General features: G+C 72.1%; 22 protein-coding genes and 1 pseudogene. 6 read left to right on the forward strand and 17 right to left on the reverse strand.

What is annotated here, in order from left to right; genetic code table 11:
- Window positions 1-234: 234 nt before the first annotated feature.
- The 11 genes from ACJX2R_RS20715 to ACJX2R_RS20765 form a co-directional block, all read right to left on the reverse strand.
- The gene (locus ACJX2R_RS20715) at window positions 235-1068 is read right to left on the reverse strand and encodes a sugar phosphate isomerase/epimerase family protein (RefSeq protein ID WP_413101346.1); all 834 of its coding nucleotides are present in this window, start codon (window positions 1066-1068) and stop codon (window positions 235-237) included.
- Window positions 1065-2234, reverse strand: coding sequence for a dihydrodipicolinate synthase family protein (locus ACJX2R_RS20720; protein ID WP_413101347.1), 1170 nt, complete (start codon window positions 2232-2234; stop codon window positions 1065-1067). Before ACJX2R_RS20720 ends, ACJX2R_RS20715 begins: the two co-directional genes overlap by 4 nt.
- Window positions 2231-3391, reverse strand: coding sequence for a Gfo/Idh/MocA family protein (locus ACJX2R_RS20725; RefSeq protein WP_413101348.1), 1161 nt, complete (start codon window positions 3389-3391; stop codon window positions 2231-2233). The genes ACJX2R_RS20720 and ACJX2R_RS20725 overlap by 4 nt, the downstream gene beginning before the upstream one ends.
- 115 nt (window positions 3392-3506) lie before the next feature.
- Window positions 3507-5339, reverse strand: coding sequence for a hypothetical protein (locus tag ACJX2R_RS20730; protein ID WP_413101349.1), 1833 nt, complete (start codon window positions 5337-5339; stop codon window positions 3507-3509).
- A complete protein-coding gene (locus tag ACJX2R_RS20735; RefSeq protein ID WP_413101350.1) occupies window positions 5336-5920 on the reverse strand; it encodes a hypothetical protein in 585 nt (194 codons plus the stop codon). The genes ACJX2R_RS20730 and ACJX2R_RS20735 overlap by 4 nt, the downstream gene beginning before the upstream one ends.
- A 2-nt stretch (window positions 5921-5922) precedes the next feature.
- Window positions 5923-6795 carry a carbohydrate ABC transporter permease gene (locus tag ACJX2R_RS20740; RefSeq protein ID WP_037953065.1) on the reverse strand — a complete coding sequence of 291 codons (873 nt, stop codon included), beginning with the start codon at window positions 6793-6795 and terminating at the stop codon, window positions 5923-5925.
- Window positions 6792-7754: a carbohydrate ABC transporter permease gene (locus tag ACJX2R_RS20745; RefSeq protein ID WP_413101351.1), complete on the reverse strand. Its 963-nt coding sequence runs from the start codon at window positions 7752-7754 to the stop codon at window positions 6792-6794. Before ACJX2R_RS20745 ends, ACJX2R_RS20740 begins: the two co-directional genes overlap by 4 nt.
- Window positions 7751-9058, reverse strand: a complete 1308-nt coding sequence (locus ACJX2R_RS20750; RefSeq protein ID WP_413101352.1) for an ABC transporter substrate-binding protein — start codon at window positions 9056-9058, stop codon at window positions 7751-7753. The genes ACJX2R_RS20745 and ACJX2R_RS20750 overlap by 4 nt, the downstream gene beginning before the upstream one ends.
- A gap of 319 nt (window positions 9059-9377) precedes the next feature.
- Window positions 9378-10118: a cupin gene (locus ACJX2R_RS20755; protein WP_413101353.1), complete on the reverse strand. Its 741-nt coding sequence runs from the start codon at window positions 10116-10118 to the stop codon at window positions 9378-9380.
- A gap of 14 nt (window positions 10119-10132) precedes the next feature.
- Window positions 10133-11080 (reverse strand): PmoA family protein, encoded by a 948-nt coding sequence (locus ACJX2R_RS20760; RefSeq protein WP_413101354.1) that lies wholly within the window; start codon window positions 11078-11080, stop codon window positions 10133-10135.
- 7 nt (window positions 11081-11087) lie between these two features.
- A complete protein-coding gene (locus tag ACJX2R_RS20765) occupies window positions 11088-12245 on the reverse strand; it encodes a Gfo/Idh/MocA family protein (RefSeq protein WP_413101355.1) in 1158 nt (385 codons plus the stop codon).
- A 180-nt stretch (window positions 12246-12425) separates the two neighbouring features.
- Here ACJX2R_RS20765 and ACJX2R_RS20770 point away from each other — a divergent pair, with 180 nt between their 5' ends.
- Complete coding sequence (locus ACJX2R_RS20770; protein ID WP_413101356.1) at window positions 12426-13475, forward strand: LacI family DNA-binding transcriptional regulator; 1050 nt, start codon at window positions 12426-12428, stop codon at window positions 13473-13475.
- Between the two features lie 51 nt (window positions 13476-13526).
- Here the strand turns inward: ACJX2R_RS20770 and ACJX2R_RS20775 are convergent, their stop codons facing one another.
- The 3 genes from ACJX2R_RS20775 to ACJX2R_RS20785 form a co-directional block, all read right to left on the reverse strand.
- Window positions 13527-13817 carry a hypothetical protein gene (locus ACJX2R_RS20775; RefSeq protein ID WP_413101357.1) on the reverse strand — a complete coding sequence of 97 codons (291 nt, stop codon included), beginning with the start codon at window positions 13815-13817 and terminating at the stop codon, window positions 13527-13529.
- Window positions 13814-14407: a hypothetical protein gene (locus ACJX2R_RS20780; RefSeq protein ID WP_413101358.1), complete on the reverse strand. Its 594-nt coding sequence runs from the start codon at window positions 14405-14407 to the stop codon at window positions 13814-13816. Before ACJX2R_RS20780 ends, ACJX2R_RS20775 begins: the two co-directional genes overlap by 4 nt.
- Before the next feature lie 167 nt (window positions 14408-14574).
- Window positions 14575-15807: a helix-turn-helix domain-containing protein gene (locus ACJX2R_RS20785; protein ID WP_413101359.1), complete on the reverse strand. Its 1233-nt coding sequence runs from the start codon at window positions 15805-15807 to the stop codon at window positions 14575-14577.
- Window positions 15808-16059: 252 nt separating this feature from the next.
- Here ACJX2R_RS20785 and ACJX2R_RS20790 point away from each other — a divergent pair, with 252 nt between their 5' ends.
- The 3 genes and pseudogenes from ACJX2R_RS20790 to ACJX2R_RS20800 form a co-directional block, all read left to right on the forward strand.
- A complete protein-coding gene (locus ACJX2R_RS20790; protein ID WP_413101360.1) occupies window positions 16060-17010 on the forward strand; it encodes a GNAT family N-acetyltransferase in 951 nt (316 codons plus the stop codon).
- Between the two features lie 197 nt (window positions 17011-17207).
- On the forward strand, window positions 17208-18350 hold the full coding sequence (locus ACJX2R_RS20795; RefSeq protein ID WP_413105914.1) for a methyltransferase: 1143 nt from the start codon (window positions 17208-17210) through the stop codon (window positions 18348-18350).
- A gap of 426 nt (window positions 18351-18776) precedes the next feature.
- A pseudogene (locus ACJX2R_RS20800) lies at window positions 18777-19424 on the forward strand (sugar phosphate isomerase/epimerase family protein); the annotation flags it as partial.
- Here ACJX2R_RS20800 and ACJX2R_RS20805 read toward each other — a convergent pair.
- Window positions 19405-20433, reverse strand: a complete 1029-nt coding sequence (locus tag ACJX2R_RS20805; protein WP_413101361.1) for an EamA family transporter — start codon at window positions 20431-20433, stop codon at window positions 19405-19407. The pseudogene ACJX2R_RS20800 and the gene ACJX2R_RS20805 sit on opposite strands and share 20 nt — an antisense overlap.
- A 112-nt stretch (window positions 20434-20545) precedes the next feature.
- Between ACJX2R_RS20805 and ACJX2R_RS20810 the strand changes: the two genes are divergently transcribed.
- Window positions 20546-21460 carry a LysR family transcriptional regulator gene (locus ACJX2R_RS20810; protein ID WP_413101362.1) on the forward strand — a complete coding sequence of 305 codons (915 nt, stop codon included), beginning with the start codon at window positions 20546-20548 and terminating at the stop codon, window positions 21458-21460.
- A gap of 163 nt (window positions 21461-21623) precedes the next feature.
- Here ACJX2R_RS20810 and ACJX2R_RS20815 read toward each other — a convergent pair whose 3' ends face one another.
- Window positions 21624-22895 (reverse strand): macrolide family glycosyltransferase, encoded by a 1272-nt coding sequence (locus ACJX2R_RS20815; protein WP_413101363.1) that lies wholly within the window; start codon window positions 22893-22895, stop codon window positions 21624-21626.
- A 245-nt stretch (window positions 22896-23140) separates the two neighbouring features.
- On the opposite strand from ACJX2R_RS20815, the gene ACJX2R_RS20820 reads away from it, so the two are divergent.
- Window positions 23141-25075 (forward strand): glycoside hydrolase family 3 protein, encoded by a 1935-nt coding sequence (locus ACJX2R_RS20820; protein ID WP_413105915.1) that lies wholly within the window; start codon window positions 23141-23143, stop codon window positions 25073-25075.
- Between the two features lie 56 nt (window positions 25076-25131).
- Here the strand turns inward: ACJX2R_RS20820 and ACJX2R_RS20825 are convergent, their stop codons facing one another.
- Window positions 25132-26538 carry a S28 family serine protease gene (locus tag ACJX2R_RS20825; RefSeq protein ID WP_413101364.1) on the reverse strand — a complete coding sequence of 469 codons (1407 nt, stop codon included), beginning with the start codon at window positions 26536-26538 and terminating at the stop codon, window positions 25132-25134.
- Window positions 26539-26545: the final 7 nt, after the last annotated feature.

Consider the following 26545-nt stretch of genomic DNA (forward strand, 5'->3'; position numbering starts at 1 on the left):
GGCACAGGCCACCGCCGGCCAACTCGGCCACGACGAACTGCTGCGCGGCACCGTCTTCGGCCCCAGTCAGGTGCTGCTCCACCAGATCTCGACACGCCGCACCACAGGAGGTCCGCCGCGGCTCCGTGCGGACGATGGCCGCCGGGCATGGCTCAGCGTGTCTCGGAGTTCCTCGCACCGGGGTGCGTTCGGCCGCCTGGCCGCACGCCTGCCCGACACACCCCGATCCAGTCGCTACAGCACCAGCGTCCGGTACCGCTCGGCGACCTCCGCCAGGACCTCCGCGCCGTCCCCGGCCCATAGGTCCGGATTGAAGATCTCCACCTCGATCGGGCCGGTGTAGCCCGTCGCGTCGACCCGCTCGCGGAACCAGCGGAAGTCCACCGAGCCGTCGCCGAGTTGGCCCCGGCCCAGCAGGACACCCTCCGGGAGCGGTGTGACCCAGTCGGCGAGTTGGAAGGCGGCGATGCGGGCGCCCGCGCCCGCGCGGGCGATCTGGGCCGCGACCGTGTCGTCCCACCACAGGTGGTAGGTGTCCACGACCACGCCCACCTGCTCCGCCGGGAAGCGCTCGGCCAGGTCGAGGGCCTGGGCGAGGGTGGAGACCACGCAGCGGTCGGACGCGTACATGGGGTGCAGGGGCTCGATGGCCAGGCGGACGCCGTGGTCGGCGGCGTACGGGGCGAGTTCCCCCAGCGCGTCGGCGATGCGCTCGCGGGCGGCGAAGAGGTCGCGGCTGCCGGGCGGGAGACCGCCGGAGACCAGGACCAGGGTGTCGGTGCCCAGGGTGGCGGCCTCGTCGATGGCCCGGCGGTTGTCGGCCAGGGCCGTGGCGCGCGCCTCGGGCTCGCTCGCGGTGAAGAAGCCGCCCCGGCACAGGCTGGTGACGGTCAGGCCCGCGCCGCGCACCAGTTCGGCCGCGGCCGCCACGCCGTACTTCTGGACCGGTTCGCGCCACAGGCCCACGCCCGTAACGCCCGCCTTGGCGCAGCCCTCCGCCAGCTCGGGCAGCGACCACTGTTTGATCGTTTCCTGGTTGAGGCTCAGGCGGGGCACAACGGGGCTCATTGGGTGACTCCGTACACGGACAGCAGGTGTTTCATGCGGGTCTCGGCCAGCGCCGGGTCCGGGAACAGGCCCAGCCCGTCCGCCAGTTCGTACGCCCGCGCCAGATGCGGCAGCGAACGGGCCGACTGGAGGCCGCCGACCATGGTGAAGTGCGACTGGTGGCCCGCCAGCCAGGCCAGCAGCACCACACCCGTCTTGTAGTAGCGGGTCGGGGTCTGGAAGAGGTGGCGGGAGAGCTCCACCGTCGGGTCCAGCAGGGCGCGGAAGGCGGCCGCATCGCCGGTGTCCAGCTTGCGCACGGCCTCCGCCGCCAGCGGGCCCAGCGGGTCGAAGATGCCGAGCAGGGCGTGGCTGAAGCCCCGGTCGTCGCCCGCGATCAGTTCGGGGTAGTTGAAGTCGTCGCCCGTGTAGCAGCGCACCCCGTCCGGCAGCTTGCGCCGCAGGTCGATCTCGCGCTCGGCGTCGAGCAGGGAGACCTTGATGCCGTCGACCTTGTCCGGGTGGGCGGCGATGACGTCGAGGAAGGTGCGGGTGGCGGCATCCAGGTCGGTGCTGCCCCAGTAGCCCTCCAGGGCCGGGTCGAACATCGGGCCGAGCCAGTGCAGGATCACCGGCTCGGCGGACTGGCGCAGCAGATGGCCGTAGACCTCGGAGAAGTCCTCGGGGCCCTTGGCCACGGCGCACAGGGCGCGCGAGGCCATCAGGATGGCCTGGGCGCCGGATTCCTCGCAGACGGCCAGCTGCTCCTCGTACGCGGCCCGGATCTCGTCCAGGCCGTACGGATAGCCGATCTCGGTGGCGGACAGCTGGTCGGTGCCGACGCCGCAGGCGATCCGGCCGCCGACCGCCTTCGCCTCGGCCGCCGAGCGGCGGATCAGCTCGGCGGCGCCCGCCCAGTCCAGGCCCATACCGCGCTGGGCGGTGTCCATGGCCTCGGCCACGCCCAGCCCGTGGGACCACAGGTGGCGGCGGAAGGCCAGGGTGGCGTCCCAGTCCACGGCGGCCGGGCCGTCGGGGGTCACATCGGCGTACGGGTCGGCCACCACATGGGCGGCCGAGAAGACGACGCGGGAGGTGAAGGGGGCCCCGGGGGCCGGCGACAGCGGCTCGGTGCGGGGTTCGTAGGGGCGGGTCGTACCGCCCGGCGCGGGAAGGTGGATGGTCACAGGCTCAGCTCCGGTACGTCCAGCCGGCGGCCCTCCGCCGACGACTTCAGGCCCAGCTCGGCGAGCTGGACCCCGCGCGCGCCCGCCAGCAGGTCCCAGCGCCAGGGCTCGTCGAGCGCGACATGGCGCAGGAAGAGCTCCCACTGCGCCTTGAAGCCGTTGTCGAACTCCTCGTTGTCCGGCACCTGCTGCCACTGGTCGCGGAACGCCTCGGTGGCGGGCAGATCGGGGTTCCAGACCGGCTTGGGGGTGTGCGAGCGGTGCTGGACGCGGCAGTTGCGCAGGCCCGCGACGGCCGAGCCCTCGGTGCCGTCGACCTGGAACTCCACCAGCTCGTCGCGGTTGACCCGGACCGCCCAGGAGGAGTTGATCTGTGCGATGGCGCCGCCGTCGAGCTGGAAGACGCCGTAGGCCGAGTCGTCGGCGGTGGCCTCGTACGGCTTGCCGCGCTCGTCCCAGCGGGTCGGGATGTGGGTGGCGGCCTGCGCCTGGACGGTGCGCACGGGGCCGAACAGCTCGTGGAGGACATACTCCCAGTGCGGGAACATGTCGGAGACGATGCCACCGCCGTCCTCGGCGCGGTAGTTCCAAGAGGGCCGCTGGGCGGCCTGCCAGTCGCCCTCGAAGACCCAGTAGCCGAACTCCCCGCGCACGGAAAGGATTCTGCCGAAGAAGCCGCCGTCGATGAGGCGCTTCAGCTTCAGCAGCCCCGGCAGGAAGATCTTGTCCTGGACGACCCCGTGCTTGACGCCCGCCGCCTCGGCCAGCCGGGCCAGCTCCAGGGCGCCCTCCAGATCGGTGGCGGTCGGCTTCTCGGTGTAGATGTGCTTGCCCGCCGCGATGGCCTTCTTGATGGCCTCCACGCGGGCGGCGGTGACCTGCGCGTCGAAGTAGATGTCGACGCCGTCGTCCGCGAGCACGGCGTCCAGGTCGGTCGAGACGTCCGCGACCGGGTCGAGGCCGTGGTGCTCGGCGATCTCCTTGAGCGCGTGCTCCCGGCGGCCGACGAGCAGCGGCTCGGGCCACAGCACGGTGCCGTCGCCGAGGTCCAGGCCGCCCTGTTCGCGAAGGGCGAGGAGAGAGCGGACGAGGTGCTGGCGGTAGCCCATCCGGCCGGTCACACCGTTCATGGCGATCCGCACTGTCTTGCGTGTCACGTGGGTTCTTCTCCTCACAGCGAGTGACAGTAAGCGCTTTCTAATACTCACGCTAGCCGCCCCGCCCCATCCCTGTACAGAGGACCGAACACAGGGGCGGGGTCCGGTCAGCGCTTCAGCGCAGGGTCAGCCGGTAGCGCAGCGGCGAACGCCCGGTGATCAGGACCCGCTGCCCCGCCGGGGTCAGATCGCCGCCCATCCAGCTGTAGCGCTCGCCGGAGTCCACGACGGCGGGCTGGCGCGGGCCGCTGCCGTTACCGGGCCCGAAGGTGATCACGTCATCGCCGGCCGTATAGGTCCCGTACCCCTTGACCAGCTGATACGTGTCCTTCTGGCCGGGCACGGGATCGACCCCGGCCAGCTTTCCGCCGCTGCGGAAGCACAGTTCGAGGGCGAGCGGAACCTCGGACTCGCCGATCTCGACGTCCAGGTTCCAGCCGCCGTCCGCCTCCGCTATCCGCACCTCGGTGCGCAGGGTGCGCCACTCCTTGGGGCGGTGCGGAAAGTCCATCGCGGACCAGAACCGGCCGTCGTCGGTCAGCGGATACCGCCCGTCGGGGCGACGGTGCTGGGGCGGCAGCGGAAGGTGGAATCCGGCCCGCACCTCGGCCCACAGCCGCCAGCCGTCCGCCGTGCGCTCCACGTCCTCGGCCCGGAAGTGGCCGAGCGAGAAGAACTGCGGGGACAGCCGGAGCGAGTCCAGGATGGCCGAGCCCTTGCGCCACTTGAAGAACGTCGGGTTGGTGGACAGGCCCGAGGAGATCGCGTGGACATCGGGGAAGTCGGTGCCGCCGAAGATCGTGGTCCGCGTCCTCCCCTTCGCGATCCGGACCAGCCCGCAGTCCTTGTCGCGCCAGGTGAACTCCTCCGGAGCCGCGGTGGCCTCGGGCAGCGGCGCGGCCAGCTCCGGATGGTCCAGCACCTCGGCGAGGAAGTCCCCGAGCGGGGTCTCGTCGAAGGTCTGATCCGCGCCGCGCCGCTGGATGGTGGCGGCCACGTCGGCGAACCGCCCGTCCCGCTCCCGGAGCGCCAGGGCCCGGAACTGGAGCCAGTACTCGGACAGGTGCTTGACCGTCTTCTGGTCCTGGCGGCGCGAGTGCACCGTCTCCACCTCCCCGTCGGGCTCCAGGAGGTGGAGGGTGGCGTCCAGGTTGCGGCGTACGTGCTCGTAGAGGGCCGGGCGATCGGTGAGCCGGGCCAGGGTCAGCAGCGAGGGGTTGGTGACGATGGGCGCGTAGGTGGCGCTGCGCTCGCTGTACTGGCCGCTGTCGTACCTGTCGATGCCCTCGGCCAGCCAGGCGTCGATGCGGCGGGTGTAGCGCGCGTCGGGCCAGAAGGAATTGATCCGGGCCAGCGCGGCGCACATCTTCCAGCGGTGGTTGGGGGTGTGCACCCCGCCGGTGGACAGGCCCTTGCCCGCCTTGAGCAGGATCTTCTTCAGGGTGCCGCGGATCGCCCGGGTGCCGGTGTGGCCGTCCGCGTCCAGCAGGCCGTACACCAGGCCCAGATCGACGATCGAGAAGGCGGTGTCCGGGGGCGAGTGGACGGCGCCCTGGTCGTAGAGGCCGTCGTCGAACTGGGCGGCGGCCAGCGCGTCCACGAGCCGGGTCATCGGCGCGATCAGCGCGCCGTCGTGGTGGTGGGCGGCGTCGCCCCAGACGTGGACGGAGGTGAGCAGCCGCAGGCCACGGGCGGCGGGGCGGGCCTGGCCGAGGTTGTTGAGCTGGCCCAGGACCGTCTCGAGCCCGTCCACCACCTCGGCCACCCGGGCGTCGGCCGCCTCGGTGAGCAGGGCGAGAAACGGCTTGTCGACTCGGCCCGCGGCCGGGGTCCGACCATCGGCCGGGGTCCGGCCCTCGGCCGAGGCGCCGCCCGGGGCGCCGACGGCCAGCAGTCCGCCCGCCACGGCGGTCCCGGCGAGCAGATGACGGCGGTGCAGGGGTGTCATAGGTGGTGCTCCGTGGCTCGGGCCGCCAGGGCGAGGGGGCCGGGGACGAGGAAGGCGAGCGGCGGATAGGCCCAGGCGCAGACCGCGGCGGTGGCCACGGCCAGCAACAGCACACCGCTCGCCCGGGGCTTGCGCACACCGTCGTACGCCGCCGAGCGCAGCGCCACCCGCCAGCTCGTGGCCGACTCGGGGCGGGCGCAGGCCCGCAGCAGGACGACGGCGAGCAGCCCGCCCGCGATCAGCAGCACGGGCCGGAAGACCACCGCGCCCGGCAGCCCCGCCCCCGCCGCGAGTACGTTGAACAGCAACAGGGCGCCGCCGGCCAGCAGCCCCGCCCCGGCCAGCAGATCGCCGGTGCGCAGCCGGTCCCGCAGCGCGCGGAGGTAGCCGCCCGCCGTGGCGGGCACGTCCTCGCGCACCCGCCGGTCCAGGACGGCGCAGGCCGTGGACATCGCGGCCGGGGCGGTGAGGAGGGGCAGCGAGGCGGCGGCGGTGGCCAGCCCCACGGCCAGGACGTCGGCGAAGAGCGCGAAGCGCGGGCCGAACAGCTCGCCGGGTTCGCGTTTGGTGGCGGTGGCCATGCTCATCCCTTCAGTCCGGAGCTCGCCATGCCCTCGACCAGGAACCGCTGGAAGGCGAGGAAGAAGAGCACGATGGGCAGCAGCGCGAACACCGACATCGCGAACATCGGGCCGAAGGCCGACTGGCTGGAGGCGTCCACGAAGGAGCGCAGGGCCAGGGTCAGGGTGAACTTCTCCGGCTCGAAGAGGTAGATGAGCTGGGTGAAGAAGTCGTTCCAGGTCCAGATGAAGGTGAAGATCGCGGTGGTGATCAGGGCGGGCCGGGTCAGCGGCAGGATGACGCTGAAGAACGAGCGGAACGGCCCGCAGCCGTCGATCCGCGCCGCCTCCTCCAGCTCACGCGGCAGTCCGCGCATGAACTGCACGATGAGGAAGACGAAGAAGGCGTCGGTGGCCAGGAACTTCGGCAGGATCATCGGCCAGTAGGTGTTCACCATGCCGAGCTGGTTGAAGATGATGTACTGCGGAATGAGGATGGCGTGGTGCGGCAGCATGATCGTCGCGATCATGAACGCGAAGAGCGGCCCGCGCATCCGGAACCGCAGCCGTGCGAAGGCGTACGCGGCGAGCGAGCAGCTGATGACGTTGCCGAGCACCGCGCCGCACGCGATGAGCAGTGAGTTCCACAGCAGCCGTCCGACGCTGACCTCGTTGACCCCGTCCAGCGCGGTGGAGTAGTTGCCCCATTCGAAGTGGCTGGGCAGCAGCTTGAGGCTGGCGATGACCTCGTCGGCGGGTTTGAACGAGGTGGCCAGCAGCCAGGCCAGTGGATAGAGCATCACCAGCAGCACGGCGATCAGGCAGATGTGCAGCACGATCCGGCCGGTGGGGCGCCGCCGCGCCGCCGGGGCGGTGGTGATCGGGGCGGTGGTCATCGGGCCCCCTCGTTGTTGTCGTTGGCGTAGAAGACCCAGGCCCGGGAGGTGCGGAAGAGCACCGCGGTGACGATCCCGATGGCCAGCAGCAGTGCCCACGCCATGGCGGAGGCGTAGCCCATGTGGGAGGCGGTGAAGCCGCGGTCGTAGAGGTAGAGCGTGTAGACGAGCGTGGAGTCGGCGGGTCCGCCCTTGCCCGCGCTGACCGCGAAGGCGGGGGTGAAGACCTGGAACGCCTGGATCATCTGGAGCACCAGGTTGAAGAAGAGCACCGGGGAGAGCATCGGGATGGTGATCGAGCGGAACTGCCGCCACCAGGAGGCCCCGTCCACCGCGGCCGCCTCGTAGAGCTCGGCGGGTATCTGCTGGAGCCCGGCCAGGAAGATCACCATGGGGGCGCCGAACTGCCAGATGGTCAGCAGCGCGACCGACATGATGGCCCAGCCCGGTTTGTTGATCCAGCCGCCGATGTCGATGCCCATGCCGGAGAGCAGGTTGTCGACCGAGCCGCCGTCGTTGAAGATCGCCCGCCAGACCAGGGCGATGGACATCGACGCGCCGAGCAGCGAGGGGGCGTAGAACGCCGAGCGGTAGAAGCCCTTGCCGCGCTTGACCGACTTCAGCGCGATCGCGACGGCCAGCGCCAGCAGGAGCTGGAGCGGCACCGCGATCACGACGTAGGTCAGGGTCGTGATGACCGACCGCCAGTAGCGGGGGTCCTCGGTGAACATCTGGGTGTAGTTGCGGAAGCCGATCCACCGGGGTGCGTCGAACATGTCGTAGTCGGTGAACGACAGATACAGGGACACGGCCATGGGCAGCAGCGTCAGCACGGCGGCGCCGAGCACCCATGGCGACAGGAACACCCAGGCGGCCCCCTGCCGTTCGCGCTTGGGCGCCCGCTTGCCGCCGGTGGCGGGGGGCGCGGCGTCCGGGGGGCGGGTCGCGGTCGCGGTCATTGCCTCAGCTCCGCCTTCGCCTCGGTGATGTAGTTCTCCGCCGCCTCACGCGGCGACATGCGCTCGTAACTGACCTGGTCGTAGTCGCGCGAGAAGGTGGTCTGAAGGGCGGCGTCGCCCTTGGGCGGCGCGGGCGGCGGGTCCTCGAGCTTGCCCTCGAACTGCTTCTGGTACGCGGAGACGACCTGGTCGAAGCCCTCCAGCTTGGGCAGTACGTCCTGCCGGATGGCGTCGTTGGCCGGGATGCCGCGGGTGGCGCCGAGGATGGCGCCCGCCTTCTTGTCGTTGAGCAGGAAGTCGATGAACTGGGCCGCCTGCTTGGGGTGTGCGGTCTTGGCCGAGGCGCCGAAGAACATCGACGGTTTGAAGTACTGCCCGGGGGTGCCGTCCTCGCCGACCGGCAGCGGCGCCAGCTTCAGCCCCTCGCCGACGATGGGCGCGAAGCCGCTGGAGGGGGCGTCCCAGTTGAAGTCGGAGACGGACTTGAGCCGGCCCAGCGGGGTGTTCTCCACCGTCCCGTCCATCTGGGTGGTCTGCTCGGCGGGCACGACCGCGCCCTCCTCGCGGAGCTTGGTGCACCACTCCCAGTAGCGGGTCAGATCGTCGGCGGTGAAGCCCAGCTTCTCGTCCTTGGTGTAGAGGGACTTGCCCCGGCTCCGCAGCCAGATCTCGAAGACGTCCTCGCTCTGGCCCGGGTCGGTGGAGCCGCGCCGCCCCTGCGTCGCCTTGGACGCCGAGAGCTTGCGCATGGCGTCGGCCCAGTCGTCCCAGGTCCAGGTCAGGGTGGGTTGGGGGACGCCCGCCTTGCGCCACAGCGCGGCGTCGTACGCCACCGTCTCGGTGCCGCGGGCCACCGGCAGCGCGTACTGCTTGCCGTCGACCACGCCGGTGGCCAGCAGCCCCTTGTCGATCTCCGAGGTGCGCAGCTCGGAGTGTTCGCCGAGGTTCAGCAGGATGCCGGAGGTCGCGTACTGGTTGATCTGCCGGTAGTCCAGCTGCATCACATCGGGGGCGTCACCGCCCGCCGCCTGGGTGGCCAGCTTCGCCTTGTAGGTGTCGAAGCCCGCGAAGGACGTCGCGATGTCGATGTCCGGGTGGCGCTGCTCGAAGAGCTTGACGACCTCCTCGGTGCGGGCGGCCCGGTCGGGGTTTCCCCACCAGGTGAACCGCAGGCTGACCTTGCCGCCCGAGCCGCCGCCGCCATCGCCGCCGCAGCCCGTGAGGGTCCCTCCGAGCGTGAGCACAAGGGCCAGCGCCAGGGATGCCCTTGTCCTACTTGTCCCGCTTATTCCGCTTCCGCGCATATCGGAGCCGACCTCCCTCCATGATCATTTCGTTGAGCGTGCGTGGTGGTGCATCAGTGCGCCCTACGGGGTGTCCGGCGGGCCACGCGGCGGAGCCGCATATCGGCGCTTTCCCCTCCCCGCCCCTTCCCTCAACTGGGGCTCCGCCCCAGACCCCGCTCCTCAATCGCCGGAGGGGCTGGTTTCAGCCCGTCCGGCACTTGAGGACACGCCCGAAGGGCGTCCGGGGGCCAGGGGGCGGAGCCCCATGCTTCGGGAAGGGGCGGGGAGGGGAAAGGTCCGCCGGACACCTCCTAGGTGACCAGCCCGCCTACGGCGGCTATTCGCCGTAGTACGGGAGCGTGATGCCGGGCAGTTCGTACTCGTCCCGGCGACCGCACATGCCGTAGCCGCCCCGGCGGCTGGGCCCGGTCGCGGTGACCCGCGCCTTGGCGAGGTGCGCGGCGTCGCCCGCGGCGAGCGCGGTGAGCTGCTCACCGGTGCGCCGCGCGGCGGCGAGCGCCCCGTCCCGCCAGCGCGGCTCCCACTCCTTCACCTTGGGCGCCACGATCCGCGCCGCCGCCTCGTGGAAGGCGCGCAGCGGCGCTTCGTCGCCCTTCTCGGCGGCGGTCCGCAGCGTCAGATAGCCCTCGACCGCGAGGTCCCGGCGGCGCCGGGCGGCCGCGTCGGCCTCCGGCCCCTCCTTGGCGGGCAGCGCGGCGGCGGCCGCGTAGCGCTCGGGGTCGGCCAGCACCTCGGGCGGGAAGGTGAAGACGGCGTCCCCGGCCTCCGGCAGCCCGCTGTTCTGCATCAGCACGGTCACCTTGAGGCCGCCGCCCTGCACCATGCGGTGGATGGTGCCGGGGGTGAACCACACCACCGAGCCCGGCTCCAGCGGGGTCTCGGTGAAGCCGTCCGCGAGGGTCAGGGTCTGCACGGCGCCGCGTCCGGCGGTGACCACATACGCCTCGGTGCAGGCGAGGTGGAGATGGGGGCTGCCGCCGCACACCCCGTCGGCGGCCTCCCACTCGTACGCGCTGATGTGGGAGAGGCCCACACCGCCCGGCAGTGGGGCGGACATCGCGGTCACTCTCCTCACCACCCGTGGTTCTTGAGGTAGTTCTCGGCCCGCGCCCGGTCCCAGGCGCCGTCGGCGACCACCACCCGGTAGCGGTAGCCGAAGGACTCCTCCGGCGGAAGCTCGAACTCCTCGAAGAACGCCCAGGACGGGGCCACCGAGGGGATCGGCTCGGAGCGCACGAACCAGTGGGAGGCGTGGATGGATTGGGCGTTCTCCGGGGCGTGGGCGAACAGCAGCGTGGAGTGCCCGTCCACGTCGTCGTGCTCACCGGTGAAGGCGACCCAGGGGGCGTCGGCGGCCGGGGTGCCCATCAGGTCCGAGGCGCCCTTCTCGCCGTCGCCGCCGCGCCCGTCCGGGCCGATGACGTCGCCGCCGGTGAAGTCGCGCGGGCCGCGCCAGTTGAGCCCGGTGTACCCGGCCATCTCCCGGCCCGCGGTGGTCGGGGAGCCGAAGTGCAGGGCCTCGCCGCGGATGTTGGTGAGGTGGATGGACCAGTCCAGGGCCCAGGTGCCCTCCTCCGGCTCCACCGAGTGGAGTTCGATGGTGCGCAGCTCCCGCGCCCACTCCTGGCCGCCGTTCTCCACCCACGTCAGCTTCTCGATGAAGCGCAGCCGGTCGTCGGTGACGGTGAACTCCTCGAAGCCGTCGTGGCGCATCGAGCCGACGCGCTCCTCGACCCGCTGGTAGCCCTGGTCGGGGCCGAGGTAGGAGTTGCCGCCCCAGAAGTTCTGGCCGGACAGATGGCTGGAAGTCATCTGGAGGCCCTTGTGCCAGCGGTGGTCGTTCGGCCGGTAGCCGGAGACCGGGTTCCCGGCGAGGGTGCGCAGCGGGTGGGCGTAGGGCTTACGGGCCTCGAAGGCATCCGGGTCGGGCCGGTAGACGTAGGCCATCAGCTCGACGCCGGCGGCGGCGACCGAGATCTGTTCGCCGTGGGTGTGGGTGACGGTGATGCGCTGGGTCATGGCGGCCTCAGCTCTCCTTGGTGGTGGCGGTCGCTGCCTTCGGCGCCCAGGCGGGGTGGTCGCCGTGCATGGCGTCGTAGTACGGGTCCCCGGGCACGATCTCGCCCGCGCGCACGGGCCGCCCGGTGAAGGCCGCCTTGTAGAGCGCGGCGATGAACTCGAGGGTGCGGCGGGCGTCCTGTCCGCTGCCGGGCGGCCGTACGCCGTCGCGCATCGCGTCCAGCAGCCCGGTCAGCTGGGCCCCGTGGGAGCTGGGCAGATCGGCGGCCGGGGTGAGCCAGCGCCGCTGCCGGTCGGGCTCGTCGCGGACGTGCGGGGCGGGGGTGTAGACCCAGTCGTCGTTGCGGTGGCCGTAGAGGTGGGTCAGCTCGACGGTGGCATCGGCGCAGTCGATACGGATCCGGCTGACCTCGTCGGGCGAGAGCACGCTGTTGACGACGGTGGCCATGGCGCCGCTCTCGAACCGCACCAGCGCGGTGGAGACGTCCTCGCTCTCCACGGTGTGGACCAGCCGTCCGGCCATGCCGCGGATCTCGGTCCAGTCGCCGAGGAGGTGGAGCAGCAGATCCATCTGGTGGATGCCGTGGCCCATGGAGGGGCCGCCGCCCTCGGTCTCCCAGCGGCCGCGCCACGGCACCGCGTAGTAGGCGGTGTCGCGGTGCCAGGTGGTCTGGCAGTGGGCCACCAGCGGCCGGCCCAGGGCGCCCTCGGCCAGCAGCTCACGGGCGTGGACGGCGCCCGAGCCGTAGCGGTGCTGGAAGACCACCGAGGCGTACGGGCCGCCCGCCTCCTTCTCGGCCCCGGCTATCTCGTCGTACTCGGCGAGCGTGAGGCACAGCGGCTTCTCGCACAGCACCCAGGCACCGGCCTCGAGGGCCGCCACGGTCTGCTCGCGGTGCAGGGAGGGCGGGGTGCCGATGAGGACCAGATCGGGGCGCTCGGCCTCCAGCATGGCGGCCATGTCGGAGTAGCCGCTGATGTCGAAGGTGCCGCCCTCGGCCGCCGCGGCGCGGAAGGCGTCGAGCCGGTCCGCGGCCACGTCGACGGCGGCGACGAGGTCCACGCGGTCGGCGTGATCACGCAGTGCGGGCAGATGGCTGCCGCTGACGATTCCTCCGGTGCCGACCACTGCGGCACGGATACGGGCGGTGGCTGCTGCGGCCATGGGCTGAGGTCTCCTCGCCGTCGCCTGGGGTAAGCGCTTGCTGGGGAGGACCCTAGGCATGGTCCGGATGACAGGACAAGACCCTGGCGTGCAGAATCACGCCTCTCATGGAGTGAGAACATGGAGGCGCCCAACCAGCGCGCACGGTGTACCAGAAGGTGACCACCCAACGGAGGAAATATGGCAGTGACCCTGGCCGATGTGGCGGCACGGGCTCGGGTCTCGGCGGCCACCGTGTCGCGCGTCCTGAGTGGTAACTACCCGGTCGCGGAGTCGACCCGGAACCGGGTGCTGCGTGCGGTCGACGAGCTGGAGTACGTGGTCAACGGCCCGGCAAGCGCTCTCGCCGCCGCCACTTCCGATCTGGTCGGGGTGCTCGTCAACGACATCGCGGACCCCTTCTTCGGGATCATCGCGGGCGCCGTACAGGCCGAAATGGTCACCCCGGCCGGGGAGTCGGGCCGGGGCGGCGAGAAGCTCGCCGTCATCTGCAACACCGGTGGCTCGCCCGAGCGCGAGCTCAACTACCTCACCCTGCTCCAGCGGCAGCGCGCGGCCGCCGTCGTGCTCACCGGCGGCGCGGTCGAGCACCCCGACCACGCCGCCGCCGTGGCCACCAAGGCGTCCCGGCTGGCCGCATCCGGCACCCGGGTGGTGCTCTGCGGGCGCCCGCCGATCGAGGACGCCACCACCCTCACCTTCGACAACCGCGGCGGCGCCCGCCGGCTCACCGAACACCTGCTGACCCTCGGCCACCGCCGGGTCGGCTATGTGGCGGGCCCCGCCGAGCGCACCACGACCCGCCACCGTCTTGAGGGCCACCGGGCGGCGCTGGCCGCCGCCGGGCTGGACCAGGACGCGGAGCGGCTGACCGTCCACGGTCTGTACGACCGCGCCTCCGGCTACGACGCCACCCTCGAACTGCTGCGCCGCGACCGGAGCCTGACGGCCATAGTCGCCGCCAACGACACCATCGCGCTCGGCGTCTGCGCGGCCCTGCGCGACCAGGGGCTGCGGATCCCCGAGGACGTCTCGGTGGCGGGCTTCGACGACCTCCCGTTCAGCGCGGACGCCGTCCCGGCCCTCACCACGATGCGGCTGCCGCTGCACGAGGCGGGCGCGCGGGCCGGGCGGCTGGCCCTGGGCCGCGAGCCGCAGCCGCCGGGCGGGGTGGCGATGGTACGGGCCGAGCTGATGGCCCGCGCCTCCACGGCGCCGCCGCGCGGCTGAGCGATGCGCTCCGCGCGGGGCGGGTCTCCTTTGTACGAGGTACGAGGCCGTCTATGCGCCCGTCCGCCGGCGAGGCGCGCGGATCACCGGGCGGTCGCCGTCCGGCCGGGCGGGGCGCTGTGCGGCGCGGGCCGCCTCGCACGAGGGGGCACAGGCGTACAGCCGGTACGTCTCGGTGACGTTGCCGTAGTCCACCTCCACCGTGCAGATCGGCCGGTCCGCGTAGAGGCGTGCCGCGCACAGGGCGCAGTTCCAGCCCTGGAGCTGGCCGAAGACCCACTTCCTGCCCGGGGCCTGTAGTTCCGCTATCCGCTCCCGCTCGGTGCGCTCGTCCTCCGTCACCAGGTGTGCCCCCGTTCGCGGGCGCGGCGCATGGCGGCGGCCTCGGCGACCGGGTCACGCCGGTGGGCCAGGGCGTGGGGAGGGCAGGCGTACACCGTGCGGCCGGGTCCGCTGCCGCCGTGCTGGACGTCCACGATGACCGGCTCGTCGGTGGGCAGCTCGCAGCGGTAGCAGGTCTGGCGCCCCTGCGGGACCGGGCCGAGTTCAACGCGATCGGCCTCGGCCAGGGCTCCCCACAGCTTCCAGGCGTCGGTGAGGTAGTGGTCGGCCGAGAGCGGAACCCGCCAGTGGGTGCCGGGCGGCGTGGTCCAGGAGTTGGGCGGCACGCCGAGGTAGGCGCACTCGTCCGTCAGCTCGGTCAGGACCCGGACCTGCCGCAGATGCCAGCTCGTGGCGCAGCCCACCGCGACGAGCCAGTACAGGGTGCCGTACTTGTCCTGGATGACGGCCCCGTTCTCGTCGCCGAGGAGTTTCAGGGCGCGTTCCCCGACTGTCGGCGCGGCCCGCACGGCGTCCCACCATTTGCCCGCGGGTAACGCCTGGACGTCTGTGGCGGGCGGCGGTGTCCACGGTAAGGCTCTGGTCGTCACGTCGGGCTCCCCTGCTGATCTGCGAGGGGCGGCGCCGAACAGGTTCCTGGCGGGAGCGAGGGCCGACGCCGCCTCGATGCGGATCACGCTAGGTGTGCGCGCGGTCACAGCCCAGTGACGAAGTGCCGTAGTCCCGCCTCAGTTTTCGACGGGACTACGGCACTTGTTCATGCCGCCGAGTCCACGCCCAGCCGCACCGCGAGCTTTCGCAGGTCTCGGTCGCGGCGCCGCTCGGTCTCCAGCAGTCCCCCCACTGTGGATGCTGCGAGCATCTGGTGGGTCAGCCACTCAGGATGCTCCTCGTCGAGGGTGAGCAGCACATCACGGGCTCCCTCGTCGTCATGCGTCTGGTAGCGGGCGAATGCCAGATCCAGCCGGTGCCTGGCGCGCGAGATCTTCCACGGCAACTCATCCACGTTGACCCGAGTGGCTGTGGCCAAAGCCTTGTCCGGATGGCCAAGCGACACCTGAACGGTGGTGGCCTGCATGCCCACACTCGCCGGGCCGAAAGCGGTGCCTCGCACCCGTACCGGCCCGGACAGCGCGGCCGCCGCCTCCGCCTGCCTGAGGAAGGTGAGCGCGTCATCCTTTGCGCTGTCTGACTCATCGCGGTTCGCCCGTGCTGCCGAGACGGCACCGGACAGCAGCAGGATCCCGAACATCGCGAACTTCTCGGGGCTGCGGTCGGTGAACCGCGGCTCGATCTCAGCCGCCCTGCGGGTCGCGACATGCTGGGCATCGCTCCATCGGCCTTGCCGCAGGAGTACAAGCGAAAGCGTCGAGACGGCGAGAGCGTGCCGCAACTCGTCGCTGGCGCGCGCCGTGGCATGCAGGGCTCGCTCCACCGCGGTGTAGGCCAGATCGGTCTGCCCCAACTGCGCGGCCACGTCGGCGACGATGATGTGCGCGGCAGCGGACATCGACCACACCGTGTCGTGGTCGGGGCCGCCCTCGGCCTCGCGGGTGGCCGCCTTCAGATCGGTCACGAACCCGGGCAGCATGCCGACCAGGTCGGTGAACTGTCCCAGCCGATAGTGGCTCTGGGCCTGCTCCATGACCGGGCGGAGATCGTCCGGGCCGGGCGCGTCGCTGTCCGCGCCGCACAGGTCCAGCCCTGGCAGATCGCTCGGGGCCTGGATGGCGGCCCGCAACGCGACGACGCCGCCGTCGGGCGCGAGGGATTGCGTCATGGTGGGCTGGCCCAGCAGGCGGGCGAGCTCGATGTCGAGTGCGCCCGCCAGCTTCTGATACGTGGCGATTCTTGCTCCCCGCTGGGTGCCCTGCTCCAACCTGCGGATGGTGTCGACGGACACACCGGCACGGTCGGCGAGTTGCTCTTGTGTGAGGTCGCGAATGTCGCGAAGTCGGGCCAGTCGCTTACCAACGGACAGATCAGTCATGCGATACACCACCGCCAGAAGGTCTTTGGGCCACGGTACGCCCGGAGAGGGGAGCCGTGGGAGCCCAGCGGGCGTCCGGCACCCGAAAGAACCCCCTCGCCCGGCCCGCAGGCGGGACGAACTCGAAGCGCGTTGGCGTTGCGGTCGCCACCACCGACATCCACCCCGGCAGGGGACCCCCTTCCCAAATACTTGATCTGGCGCAACTATAAGGTCAAGCAAAATCGACACAGGGGTACGGAGGGGTGCCGGATGGAGCCGCGCGACGATCTTGACCTGGCCGTGGACGAGGTCCGCGACTTCAACCGGATGTACACCCGGCTGATCGGCGTCCTCGACTACCCGGGGCAGCTCAACACCCCGTACACGCTCGGCGAGGCCCGCATCCTCTACGAGCTGGCCCAGCGCGAGCGCACCCATGTCTCGGCGCTCCGGGAGCACCTGGGGGTCACCGCCGCGCATCTGAGCCGGGCGCTGAGCCGGTTCGAGGAGCGCGGGCTGGTGACGCGCGAGCGCCATCACCGCGACGCCCGCTTCCAGGAGGTGCTGCTCACCGCGGAGGGCCGGGCGGCGGCGGAGGATCTGGACCGGCGCTCGCGGGAGGCGGTGACCGGGCTGCTGGCCAAGGTCCCCAGGAACGAGCTGGGGCGGCTGCGGGATGCCCTGGCCACCGCGCGCGGCGTGTTCACCGGCCCGGCGGAGCCCGAGGTGCGGCTGCGCGGACTGGAGCCGGGGGACCTGGGCTGGATCGTGCAGCGCCACGGCGCCGTGTACGCCCGGGAGTTCGGGTGGAACGCCGAGTTCGAGGCCCTGGTGGCCCGGATCGTCGGGGAGTTCGGCGCGAGCCATGACCCGACCCGTGAGCGGGCGTGGATCGCGGAGCTCGACGGCCATCCCGTCGGATCGGTGATGTGCGTACGGGACGAGCGCCCCGATACGGCCCGGCTGCGGCTGCTGCTCGTGGAGCCGGAGGCGCGCGGGCGGCGGATCGGCGAGCGGCTGGTGGGCACGTGCGTCGACTTCGCGCGCGAGGCGGGCTACCGCGAGCTGGTGCTGTGGACCAATGACGTCCTGACCTCCGCCCGCCGGATCTATGAGCGGGCCGGGTTCGAGGTGATCGCCGAGAAGCGGCACGGGGGCTACGGGTCGCCGCTGGTCGGCCAGGACTGGCGGCTGGTGCTGCGGGAGGCCGCGCGGGGCTGACTTCTCCACCGAATAGTTGACGCGACGTCACCTCGACCGGAAAACCGCTCGCGCGCGGGGCCCGGTACCGGAAGGATCGGCGCACACACACCGGCCCGTACAGCACCCGGGCATCGCATGGGCGACGTACGGACGACGCATCGGTGCGGCGTGCTCGCGGCGCGCGTCGGAACGGCACAAGAGCAAAGGGCGTACCCCTGAGTACCCAGCAGGTCATCGAGTGGACCGAGGACGGCGGGACCCGTAGCGCCCAGTGGCGCTCCGAGAGCGGTACGCCGCCGCCCCGGCGGGTCGCGATCGCGGACGACCGGATGCCCGCCGACACCGCCCACCGCCTCGTCTGCGAGGGCACCGCGCTGCTGTGGCGCGGCGACTACCAGGGCGCCCGTCAGCTGCTGACGGCGCTGGCGCGCCGGATCGACCGGGGCCCGCGCCGGGCGAAGGAGCGGCGGCCACCGGCGGCGTCCCCGGCCGAGGCGTTCCACCGGCACCGCCAGGCCCAGTCCCGGCGGGCCCGGCTGCTGGGGATGGTGCTGGTGCCGCTGGACGCGGACTTCGGCGTTCCGCTGCGCCGGGCGCCGGACGTACGGCAGGCGTGTGCCGAGGCGTACGGCCCGGCGCAGGGCCCCTCGGTGGTCTCGCTCCGCGAGTTGCTCGGGCTGATCGGCGCGCATGAGTGGCGGGAGAAGGGCGTCAAGGTGCGGGCGCTGGGCGGGGACCGTATCCATCCGCACTACGGGGTCTTCTCACCGGTGCGCGGCGAGTACGTCGACCTGGTGGCCGAGGCCCCGCTGCCGTCGCACGAGCTGGCCTTCGACATCGGCACCGGAACCGGCGTCCTGGCCGCCGTCCTCGCCCGGCGCGGTATCGAGCGGGTGGTGGCCACCGACCAGGACGCGCGGGCGCTCGCGTGCGCCCGGGAGAACGTGGCCCGGCTGGGCCTGACCGAGCGCGTCGAGGTGGTCGAGGCCGACCTCTTCCCACCGGGCCGCGCCCCGCTGGTGGTCTGCAACCCGCCCTGGGTCCCGGCCCGGCCCTCCTCACCGCTCGAATACGCCGTCTACGACCCGTCCGGCCGGATGCTGCACGGCTTCCTGAACGGGCTGGCCGGGCATCTGACCCCCGGCGGCGAGGGCTGGCTGATCCTCTCCGACCTCGCCGAACACCTCGGCCTGCGGCCGCGCGCCGAACTCCTGGCCGCCTTCGACACGGCGGGCCTGACGGTCCTGGACCGGCTGGACGTCCGCCCCGTCCACCCCCGCGCCTTCGACCCCACCGACCCCCTCCACTCGGCCCGCGCGGCGGAGGTGACGTCGCTGTGGCGCCTGACGGCCGGGTGAGCGGACCTCAGCCATCGGGGGAACACGTCGCCCGTTCGGGGGCACCGGGGGCATCGGCGGCACCGGGGGCTCGCGGGTCCGGGGGCCGGACCACGGCTTAGCGAGTGTCCGACGGATCTGTCCCCTACCCGCCCCTTCCCACAACTGGGGCTCCGCCCCAGACCCCGCTCCTCAAACGCCGGAGGGGCTGATTTCAGCCCGTCCGGCCGGGGGCGAAGCCCCTGGTTGTGGGAAGGGGCGGGGAGGGGAGCAGCCCACCGCAGGCGTACGCGTACCGCCGGACACCGCGTAGGGGGCACAACGGCGGGGCACCCGGCAAGACACGCCGCAGGCGTGATCCGCACGGCAGGATTGATTCACGTTCCGCACGAACCCACCAAGGGAGCCCGCATGAAGCTCGCCTTCTCCACCCTCGGCGTCCCCGGTATGCCCGTGCCCGACGTGGCCCGGCTCGCCGCCGGAGCCGGGTACCACGGCATCGAGCTGCGCGCCCACCCCGAGGAGCCGGTGCACCCGGGGATCGGGGCGGACGAACGGGCCGGGGTGGTGGCGGAGTTCCGGGACGCCGGGGTCGAGATCCTCACCGTCGCCGGATATGTGCGCGCCGCCCAGGCCGGGCCGGACGAGCCGGTGCTGACCGGCCTCGGGGAGCTGCTGGAACTCGCCCACGACCTGGGCGCCCGCAATGTCCGGGTCTTCCCCGGCGGCGGGGAGCAGAGCCCGGAGGAGGCCGACGCCACGGCCGCCCGGCGGCTCGCGGCGGCCGCGCCCCGCGCCGCCGACCTCGGCGTACGGCTGCTGCTCGAGACCCACGACTCGCACCGGACGGGCGCGGACGCGGCCCGGGTCCTCGGGCTCGTGGGCCATGGCAGCGTGGGGGCGATCTGGGATGTGATGCACACCTGGCTGGGCGGCGAGGACCCGGCCACCAGCTATCCGGCGCTCTTCGCGCATCTGGGCTACGTCCAGGTCAAGGACATCGCCTCGGCCGAGGACACCACCCCGCTGCCGCTGGGCGAGGGGGTGCTGCCGCTGACCGAGTGCGTGGAGCTGCTCAGCCGCGAGGGCTGGGACGGCTGGCTGTGCTGGGAGTACGAGAAGCGGTGGTACCCGCGGGCGCGGGCGTTCCCGGAACTGCTGGCCCCGGGCCGGGAGCATCTGCTGCGGCTGCTCGCCGACGCGGCCTGAGCTCGGGGCGGCGGCGCGCCCAGAGGCGCATCCGGCTCAGTCCCCCGGCCGGGAGCGATGTCAGCGCCACGCCGCCCACCAGCAGCGCCGCCGCCAGCCAGCGCGGTGCGCTGATGCCCTCCCCCAGCACCAGCGCCGCCGAGGACATCCCGAAGACCGGCACCAGCAGCGAGAACGGGGCGACCGCCGAGGCGTCGTAGGTGCGCAGCAGAAAGCCCCAGATCCCGAAGCCGAACACGGTGGTGACCCAGGCGACATAGACGATGGCGCCCACCCCGGCCCAGTCGAGCCTGCTGAGCGCCTCGACATCGGGTCGCGCGCCCTCGAACACCAGCGAGAGCGCGAGCAGCGGCAGCACCGGGACCAGGCTCACCCACACCATGAAGTTCAGGGCGTCGGGCGGCGCCGCCTTGCGGGTGAGGACATTGGAGACGCCCCAGAAGGCCGCCGCCGCGACGACGAGGACGAAGCCGAGGAGCGGCCCCGAGGTGCCCTCGTCCACGGCGGCCACCGCGATCCCGGCGAGGGCGACGGCCATGCCCAGCAGCCGCCGCCGACCGGGGCGTTCGGCGAGGACGACGGCCGCGAAGAGCGCCGTGAACACCGCCTGGATCTGGAGCACCAGCGAGGACAGCCCGGCGGGCATCCCCTCGTGCATCCCGATGAACAGCAGCCCGAACTTCGCCACGCCCAGGGCCAGCCCCACCCCCAGGATCCATCGCCAGGCGACCCTCGGCGGGCCGACCAGGAAGACGGCGGGCAGTGCGGCCACCAGGAACCGCAGGGCGCAGAAGAGCAGGGGCGGGAAGTGGTCGAGGCCCACCTCGATGACCACGAAGTTGACCCCCCACAGGGCCGTGACCAGCACGGCGAGGGCTATGTGCACAGGTCGCATGGGTTGCGTTGATCGCATGGGTCGAGGATCGGCCGCCCGGACCTTGTAGCACCAGCGCGGATGTCTTCATGCTTGGATGCAGTAACGGTTAAAGGTACGAGGAGGGCGGAACGTGCTGGATCTGGCCCGGCTGCGGGCTCTGCACGCGGTGTCCGTGCACGGCTCGGTCAGCGCCGCCGCGATCGCGCTCGGCTACACCCCGTCCGCCGTATCGCAGCAGATCGCCAAGTTGGAGCGGGAGACCCGGACGACCCTGCTGGAGCGGCAGGGCCGGGGCATCGCGCTGACCGACGCGGCGCGGCATCTGGCCGCCACCGCCCAGCAGCTGCTCGCCATCGTCGAGGAGGCCGAGACCACCCTGGAGGAGCGGCGCGGTCAGCCGACCGGCCGGCTGGTGATCGGCGCCTTCGCCTCGGCGGCGCGCGGGCTGATGCCCGTGGTGCTGGCCTCGCTCATGGCCGAACACCCCTCCCTGGACGCCCGGTTGCTCGAAGTGGACCCGCATCTGTCGGTGGACCTGGTGGCGCAGGGGGTCATCGACCTGGCGGTGGCCCATGACTGGGACATAGCCCCGCTGCCCGCCCCGGAGGGGCAGGAACGGGCGGTCATCGGGGAGGATCTGTGCGATCTGCTCGCCCCGGCCGGACATCCGCTGGCCCGGGTGGCCGCACGGCGCCCGCTGCGCCGCGAGGATCTGCCGGGCCAGCGGTGGATCTGCCAGCCGCCGGGGTCGGTGTGCCACGACTGGCTGGTCCGTACGCTGCGCGCCTCGGGCCATGAGCCGGACCTGGCGTACCAGGCGGCGGAGAACCACACCCAGATCGCCCTGGTGGCGGCCGGTCTCGGCGTGGCGCTGATGCCCCGCCTCGGGCGCGGTCCGCTGCCCGACGGGGTGCTGGCGCTGCCCCTGGAGCCGGTCCCGGTACGGCGGCTGTACGCCCTGTGGCGTCCGGGCGCGGCCCGCCGCCCCGCCATCACCGAAACGGTGCGGCTGCTGGGCGACCTCTGGCCGCGGCGCACGAGCTGAGAGCCTGCGCAGACCACGGGCCGATTCGCTCCCCCGGTGCGCCGCCGACGCTCTGGGAGGGGTGTCGCGCCGGCGGCGGGTGCTGCTGGCCGCGAGCGGCGGAGAGGGTGGTGGGCCACGCAGCCAGCAGCGCGGCCGGGTACCGCCGTGCGGAGACTCCCCATCAGCACACCGCTTCGACGCTCCGCGGCCCGCACCGGTTCCGCACGGGGTGTCGGCCCGGCAGCTCCGCCTCGATCAGGTCCGCCGCCCGGTCCGGCCCGCCCTCGGCGGCCATCCGTGCCTTGAGCGCGGCGCAGCGGGCGGCCACCTCGGGGTCGTCCACCAGATCGAGCACCGCCTTGCGCAGCGCCGGAGCCGTGGCCTCCGCCTTGGGCAGATGGCGGCCGACCCCGAGCGCTTCGAGCGTGTCCGCGTTGCGGAACTGGTCGACGGCCTGCGGTACGGCGACCATCGGCACCCCGCAGGCCAGCCCCTCCTGGGCGCCGCCCGCACCCGCGTGGGTGACGAACGCGTCGGCCTTCCGCAACACGCTCAACTGCGGTATCCAGGTGTGCACTTCGACATTGGCCGGGATCTCGCCGAGGTCGGCCGGGTCGACGAACTCGCCGATCTGGAGCACCACGTACCAGCCCGGCAGATCGCCGAACGCCGCGACGCACGCGCGGTAGAAGCCGGGCTCCCTGGTCCAGGTGGAGCCGAGCGAGATCAGCAGGATCCGGTCGGTCCCGGCGGCCCGCCCCGGGCGGCGCCACTCCGCCACGTCGCGGCGGGCGCTCTGGCAGCCGCCGACGAAGCTGTAGACGGAGGTGTCGACGCGGTCGGCGTTGGGCTGGAGCAGTTCGGGGATGAGGGCGACACAGCGGCTGGGGCGGCCGATGAGGGTGTCGGGGTCGGTGTCGGCCAGGCCGTTGCCCTCGAGCCAGGCGCGGTAGCGCGCGTAGTAGGCCCGGCCGCGCTCCGACCGCCGCATATGGGCGTACATCGGCTCGAAGACCTCTTCGCGGTAGCCGTCCCAGGGCACGAAGCTGGGCGCGAGCTCGACGGCGGACACGCCCCACCGATGGGCGAGGACATGGGCCGGGTAGGCGGTCACGTCGTACATCACCAGATCCGGCTCATCGCCCTCGTAGGCCGCCAGATGCTGCGGGAGTGCCTGCTCCGCCTCGATGAGAAACGGCTCGATGTAGTCGATCAGTTCGGAGCCCCTGGCGCCCGGCACATTCTCACCGTGGAGGATCGAGGTGTAGGTCTTCGGCTCGGCGCCGGTTTCGGCCACCTTCTCGGCGAACGACTCGGGGATGGCGTAGGTAACCCGGTGGCCGCGGGCCACCAGCTCGCGGATCACCTCCAGGCTCGGATTGACGTGCCCGTGTGCCGCGATGCCGAACATGGCGATGTGTGTGGGGGGCTTGGCACCCGTCGGTGGGGTCATGAAAACGGAACATAAGCGAGAACGGATGCCTCATACAAATACCGCGCATACCCGGTCAAGAGTTTAGTACCGGTTTCGTGCAGACACCAGATCACGGTCTTTAACCAGTCTTTTCCTTTACGCTTCCGGACCACGCGGCGGAGCCGCATATCGATGCCGTGGGAAAGGCCAACTTTCCTTGACCCGGCCGCCGTTTGTGTCCCAGCGTGTCCTGCACACCTATGGCCGCCCCCTCCGAACGTCCCATGGAAGGAGTGCGGGTGCACACGACGTCTCGCCGCGCCCTGCTCACCGCCACCCTGACCGCCGCCGCGGCCGGTGCGTGCAGCGGACCGACGAACGGCTCCCCCGCGCCCGCGGCCCCCGCTCGCCGCACCACGGCCGGTTCCGGCAGCCCGTCCGCGGCCCCCTCCCGGCCCACCACGGAGCCCGGCCGGGACCACGAGCGCGACCGCCGGCGGATCGACGAGCTCATCGGGCGGATGACGCTGGACCAGAAGATCGGCCAGCTCTTCGTGATGCGGGTGTACGGCCATTCGGCCACCCGCCCCGACCCCGCCGATGTCGCGGCCAACCGCAAGGAGATCGGCGTCGACAACGCCGCCGAGCTGATCGCGAAGTATCACGTGGGCGGGGTGATGTACATCGGATGGGCACACAACATCCGCGATCCCCACCAGGTGGCCGCGCTCTCCAACGGCATCCAGAAGGCCGCGCTGGCCGCCTCCGTGCCCGTCCCCGTCCTGCTCTCCACCGACCAGGAGTACGGCACCGTCGCCCGGGTCGGCGCGCCCGCCACGCTGTTCCCGGGCGCCATGGCGCTCGGCGCGGGCGGCAGCGCGGCCGACGCCCGTACGGCCGCCCGCACCGCGGGCGCGGAGCTGGCCGCGCTCGGCATCCGGCAGGACTACGCCCCGATCGCGGACGTCAACGTCGACCCCGCCAATCCGGTGATCGGGGTGCGCTCCTTCGGCGCCGATCCGAAGGCCGTGGCCCGGATGGTGGCGGCCCAGGTGGAGGGCTATCAGAGCGCCGGGGTCGCGGCCACCGCCAAGCACTTCCCCGGCCACGGCGACACCAGCGTGGACAGCCATGTGGGGCTACCGCGGATCACCCACTCCCGGAAGGAGTGGGAGCGGCTGGACGCGCCGCCGTTCCGGGCCGCGATCGAGGCCGGAATCGACTCGATCATGACGGCCCATCTGCTCTTCCCCGCGCTCGACCCGGCCGACGACCCCGCCACGCTCTCCCGCCCCATCCTCACCGGTGTGCTCCGCGAGGAGCTGGGCTACGACGGCGTGGTGGTCACCGACTCGCTCGGCATGGAAGGGGTGCGGAAGAAGTACGGTGACGACCGGGTGCCGGTGCTCGCGCTCAAGGCGGGCGTGGACCAGCTGCTGAACCCACCGAGCCTGTCCCTCGCCTTCGAGGGTGTGCACAAGGCCGTACGGGCGGGCGAGATCAGCGAGGACCGGATCGACCGCTCGCTGCGGCGCGTCCTCGAACTCAAGGCGCGCCGGCGCCTGTTCGACGATCCGTACACCAGCGACCGCGCGGTCAACCGCACGGTGGGCACCCGCGAGCACCGCGCCACCGCCGACCGTATCGCCGAGCGCACCACCACCCTGATCACCAACCGCGGCGGACTGCTGCCGCTGTCGCCGCGCCGCCACCGCGAACTGCTGGTAGTGGGCGTGGACGCCGCCGCGCCCTCCGGTACCGGCGGCCCGCCGACGTCCGTCCTGGCCCGCGCCCTGTCCGGCCTCGGCTTCCGCACCGAGGCGCTCACCACCGGCACCGCCGCCTCCCCCGGCCCCTCCCCGCGGCGCATCGAGGCGGCGGTCGCGGCGGCGCGCGGGCGGGACGCGGTGATCGTGACGACGTACGACATCGCCTCCGGCTCCGCCCAGCGCACCCTGGTGGCACGGCTGGTGGCTACCGGCGTGCCGGTGGTGCACCTGGCCCTGCGCAATCCGTACGACATCGCGCGCCTGAACGGCCGCGACACGGCCCCCGGCGCCTCGCTGGCCGCCTACTGCTGGACGGACGTGGAGTTGCGAGCCGCCGCCCGCGTCATCGCGGGCCGGACCGCGCCACGCGGCAAACTGCCGGTCGCGGTCCGGCACGCGGACGACCCGTCGCGGGTGCTGTACCCGATCGGGCACGGGCTGAGTTACTAGGGGGCCCGCCGGGCACCCCCTGGCGCCCGTGCCCGGTCGGGGCCCGCGGGCGCGCCCTACGGGCGCAGCGTCACCGGCTCGCGCTCCACCTCGCGGCGGTCCAGCTTCGCGTCGTGCCGGGCGAGGGGCTTGCTCGTCGGGCTGACGCCCGCCCAGCGCTGCACCTCGGCGGTGGCCTTGGCCTTCTGGTCGCCCGTCAGCTGGGCGATGCTGGAGCCGTGGTTGCCGCCGGCCACCGTGTAGACGTACGCGTCCTTGGCGCCCTTGCCGACCCGGAACCGCTCGGCGCCCCACGGGTCGTTCTGGCCGTAGACGAAGAGCATCCGGTGGGCGTCGTGCCGGACCCAGCTGTCGATGTCCCGCATCACGCCCTGCTTGAAGCGCATCGGGATGTCACGCGGCACATAGCTGCGCGGGGCGTAGATGCCGGGGTAGCGCAGCAGCCCGTCCAGGTGCGGGGTCTTGAAGGTGGGCGAGCCGAGCTCGGTGCCCGCCTGGTAGTAGTACGGCGTGTAGGTCTCCAGGCCCTGGTCGGTGTAGGCGGAGAAGCCCGAGATCTCGTCGATGAAGCCGTACAGCTCATCGGTGGACGCGGTCGGGGCGGGGACGTCCGCGCAGTCCTTCAGCAGGTGGTACTGCCAGAAGGCCCACACCAGGTCCAGGACCACGTTCTCGTACGCCTTGTCGGCGCTGCCGACGACGGTGAAGGTCTGCTTCTCGTCGTCCGCCCACTTCTGGTAGCGCTTCACGATCTCGTCGCGCCGCACCAGCGCCTCGCGCTGCACCGCGTTGAGCTTGGTGCGGCATTCGGCGGTGCCGACGCCTTCGAAGAAGCGGTCGTAGGCGGAGTCCTCCTTGTCGGCCACGTCGTTGGGCGCGACATAGGCGACGGTGCCGGCCATGTCCCGGGGGTAGAAGCGACGGTAGTAGGTGGCCGTCATTCCGCCCTTGCTGCCGCCGGTGGCCAGCCACTTCTTGCCGTAGATGGGCTCCAGGGCCCGGTAGAGGCGGTGCTGGTCGCTCGCGGCCTGCCAGATGTCCAGCTTGGACCAGTCGGCGGGCTGGGGCCGGGAGGGAGTGAAGAATCGGTACTCCATGGACACCTGGTTGCCGTCCACCAACTGCGTGGGCTCACTGCGGCGCGGTGCGGTGGTGACGTTGTAGCCCGAGGTGTAGAAGACCGTGGGCCGGTCGGTGGCCTTGTGCAGCAGCGTGAACCGCTGCTGGAAGGTGCCCTTGGAGGGATGCCGGTGGTCCACCGGCTGGGCGTAACTGAAGACGAGGAAGCGATAGCCCTCGTAGGGCTGCTCCTCCACGAAACGCATTCCGGGAATCGCCAGGACACGTTCCTTGATGTCCGGCTGGGCGGGGGCGGCCGGTGCCGCGGACGCGCTTCCGGCGCCCACGCCGACCGCCCCCACCAGTATCGCGAGCGACAACAGCCATCTGAGCATCTTGCGCATGCACCCT

Origin of the sequence: Streptomyces sp. Inha503 (assembly GCF_047215865.1) — a bacterium.
GTDB lineage: Bacteria > Actinomycetota > Actinomycetes > Streptomycetales > Streptomycetaceae > Streptomyces > Streptomyces lycopersici.

What these genes read in the sequence shown, in the direction of transcription:
- ACJX2R_RS20715 (WP_413101346.1), bottom strand. Translation starts at nt 1,068, where the DNA reads ATGAGCCCCGTTGTGCCCCGCCTGAGCCTCAACCAGGAAACGATCAAA.
- ACJX2R_RS20730 (WP_413101349.1), bottom strand. Translation starts at nt 5,339, where the DNA reads ATGACACCCCTGCACCGCCGTCATCTGCTCGCCGGGACCGCCGTGGCG.
- ACJX2R_RS20735 (WP_413101350.1), bottom strand. Translation starts at nt 5,920, where the DNA reads ATGGCCACCGCCACCAAACGCGAACCCGGCGAGCTGTTCGGCCCGCGC.
- ACJX2R_RS20740 (WP_037953065.1), bottom strand. Translation starts at nt 6,795, where the DNA reads ATGACCACCGCCCCGATCACCACCGCCCCGGCGGCGCGGCGGCGCCCC.
- ACJX2R_RS20745 (WP_413101351.1), bottom strand. Translation starts at nt 7,754, where the DNA reads ATGACCGCGACCGCGACCCGCCCCCCGGACGCCGCGCCCCCCGCCACC.
- ACJX2R_RS20750 (WP_413101352.1), bottom strand. Translation starts at nt 9,058, where the DNA reads ATGCGCGGAAGCGGAATAAGCGGGACAAGTAGGACAAGGGCATCCCTG.
- ACJX2R_RS20755 (WP_413101353.1), bottom strand. Translation starts at nt 10,118, where the DNA reads ATGTCCGCCCCACTGCCGGGCGGTGTGGGCCTCTCCCACATCAGCGCG.
- ACJX2R_RS20760 (WP_413101354.1), bottom strand. Translation starts at nt 11,080, where the DNA reads ATGACCCAGCGCATCACCGTCACCCACACCCACGGCGAACAGATCTCG.
- ACJX2R_RS20765 (WP_413101355.1), bottom strand. Translation starts at nt 12,245, where the DNA reads ATGGCCGCAGCAGCCACCGCCCGTATCCGTGCCGCAGTGGTCGGCACC.
- ACJX2R_RS20770 (WP_413101356.1), top strand. Translation starts at nt 12,426, where the DNA reads ATGGCAGTGACCCTGGCCGATGTGGCGGCACGGGCTCGGGTCTCGGCG.
- ACJX2R_RS20785 (WP_413101359.1), bottom strand. Translation starts at nt 15,807, where the DNA reads ATGACTGATCTGTCCGTTGGTAAGCGACTGGCCCGACTTCGCGACATT.
- ACJX2R_RS20790 (WP_413101360.1), top strand. Translation starts at nt 16,060, where the DNA reads ATGGAGCCGCGCGACGATCTTGACCTGGCCGTGGACGAGGTCCGCGAC.
- ACJX2R_RS20805 (WP_413101361.1), bottom strand. Translation starts at nt 20,433, where the DNA reads ATGCGACCTGTGCACATAGCCCTCGCCGTGCTGGTCACGGCCCTGTGG.
- ACJX2R_RS20815 (WP_413101363.1), bottom strand. Translation starts at nt 22,895, where the DNA reads ATGACCCCACCGACGGGTGCCAAGCCCCCCACACACATCGCCATGTTC.
- ACJX2R_RS20820 (WP_413105915.1), top strand. Translation starts at nt 23,141, where the DNA reads ATGGAAGGAGTGCGGGTGCACACGACGTCTCGCCGCGCCCTGCTCACC.
- ACJX2R_RS20825 (WP_413101364.1), bottom strand. Translation starts at nt 26,538, where the DNA reads ATGCGCAAGATGCTCAGATGGCTGTTGTCGCTCGCGATACTGGTGGGG.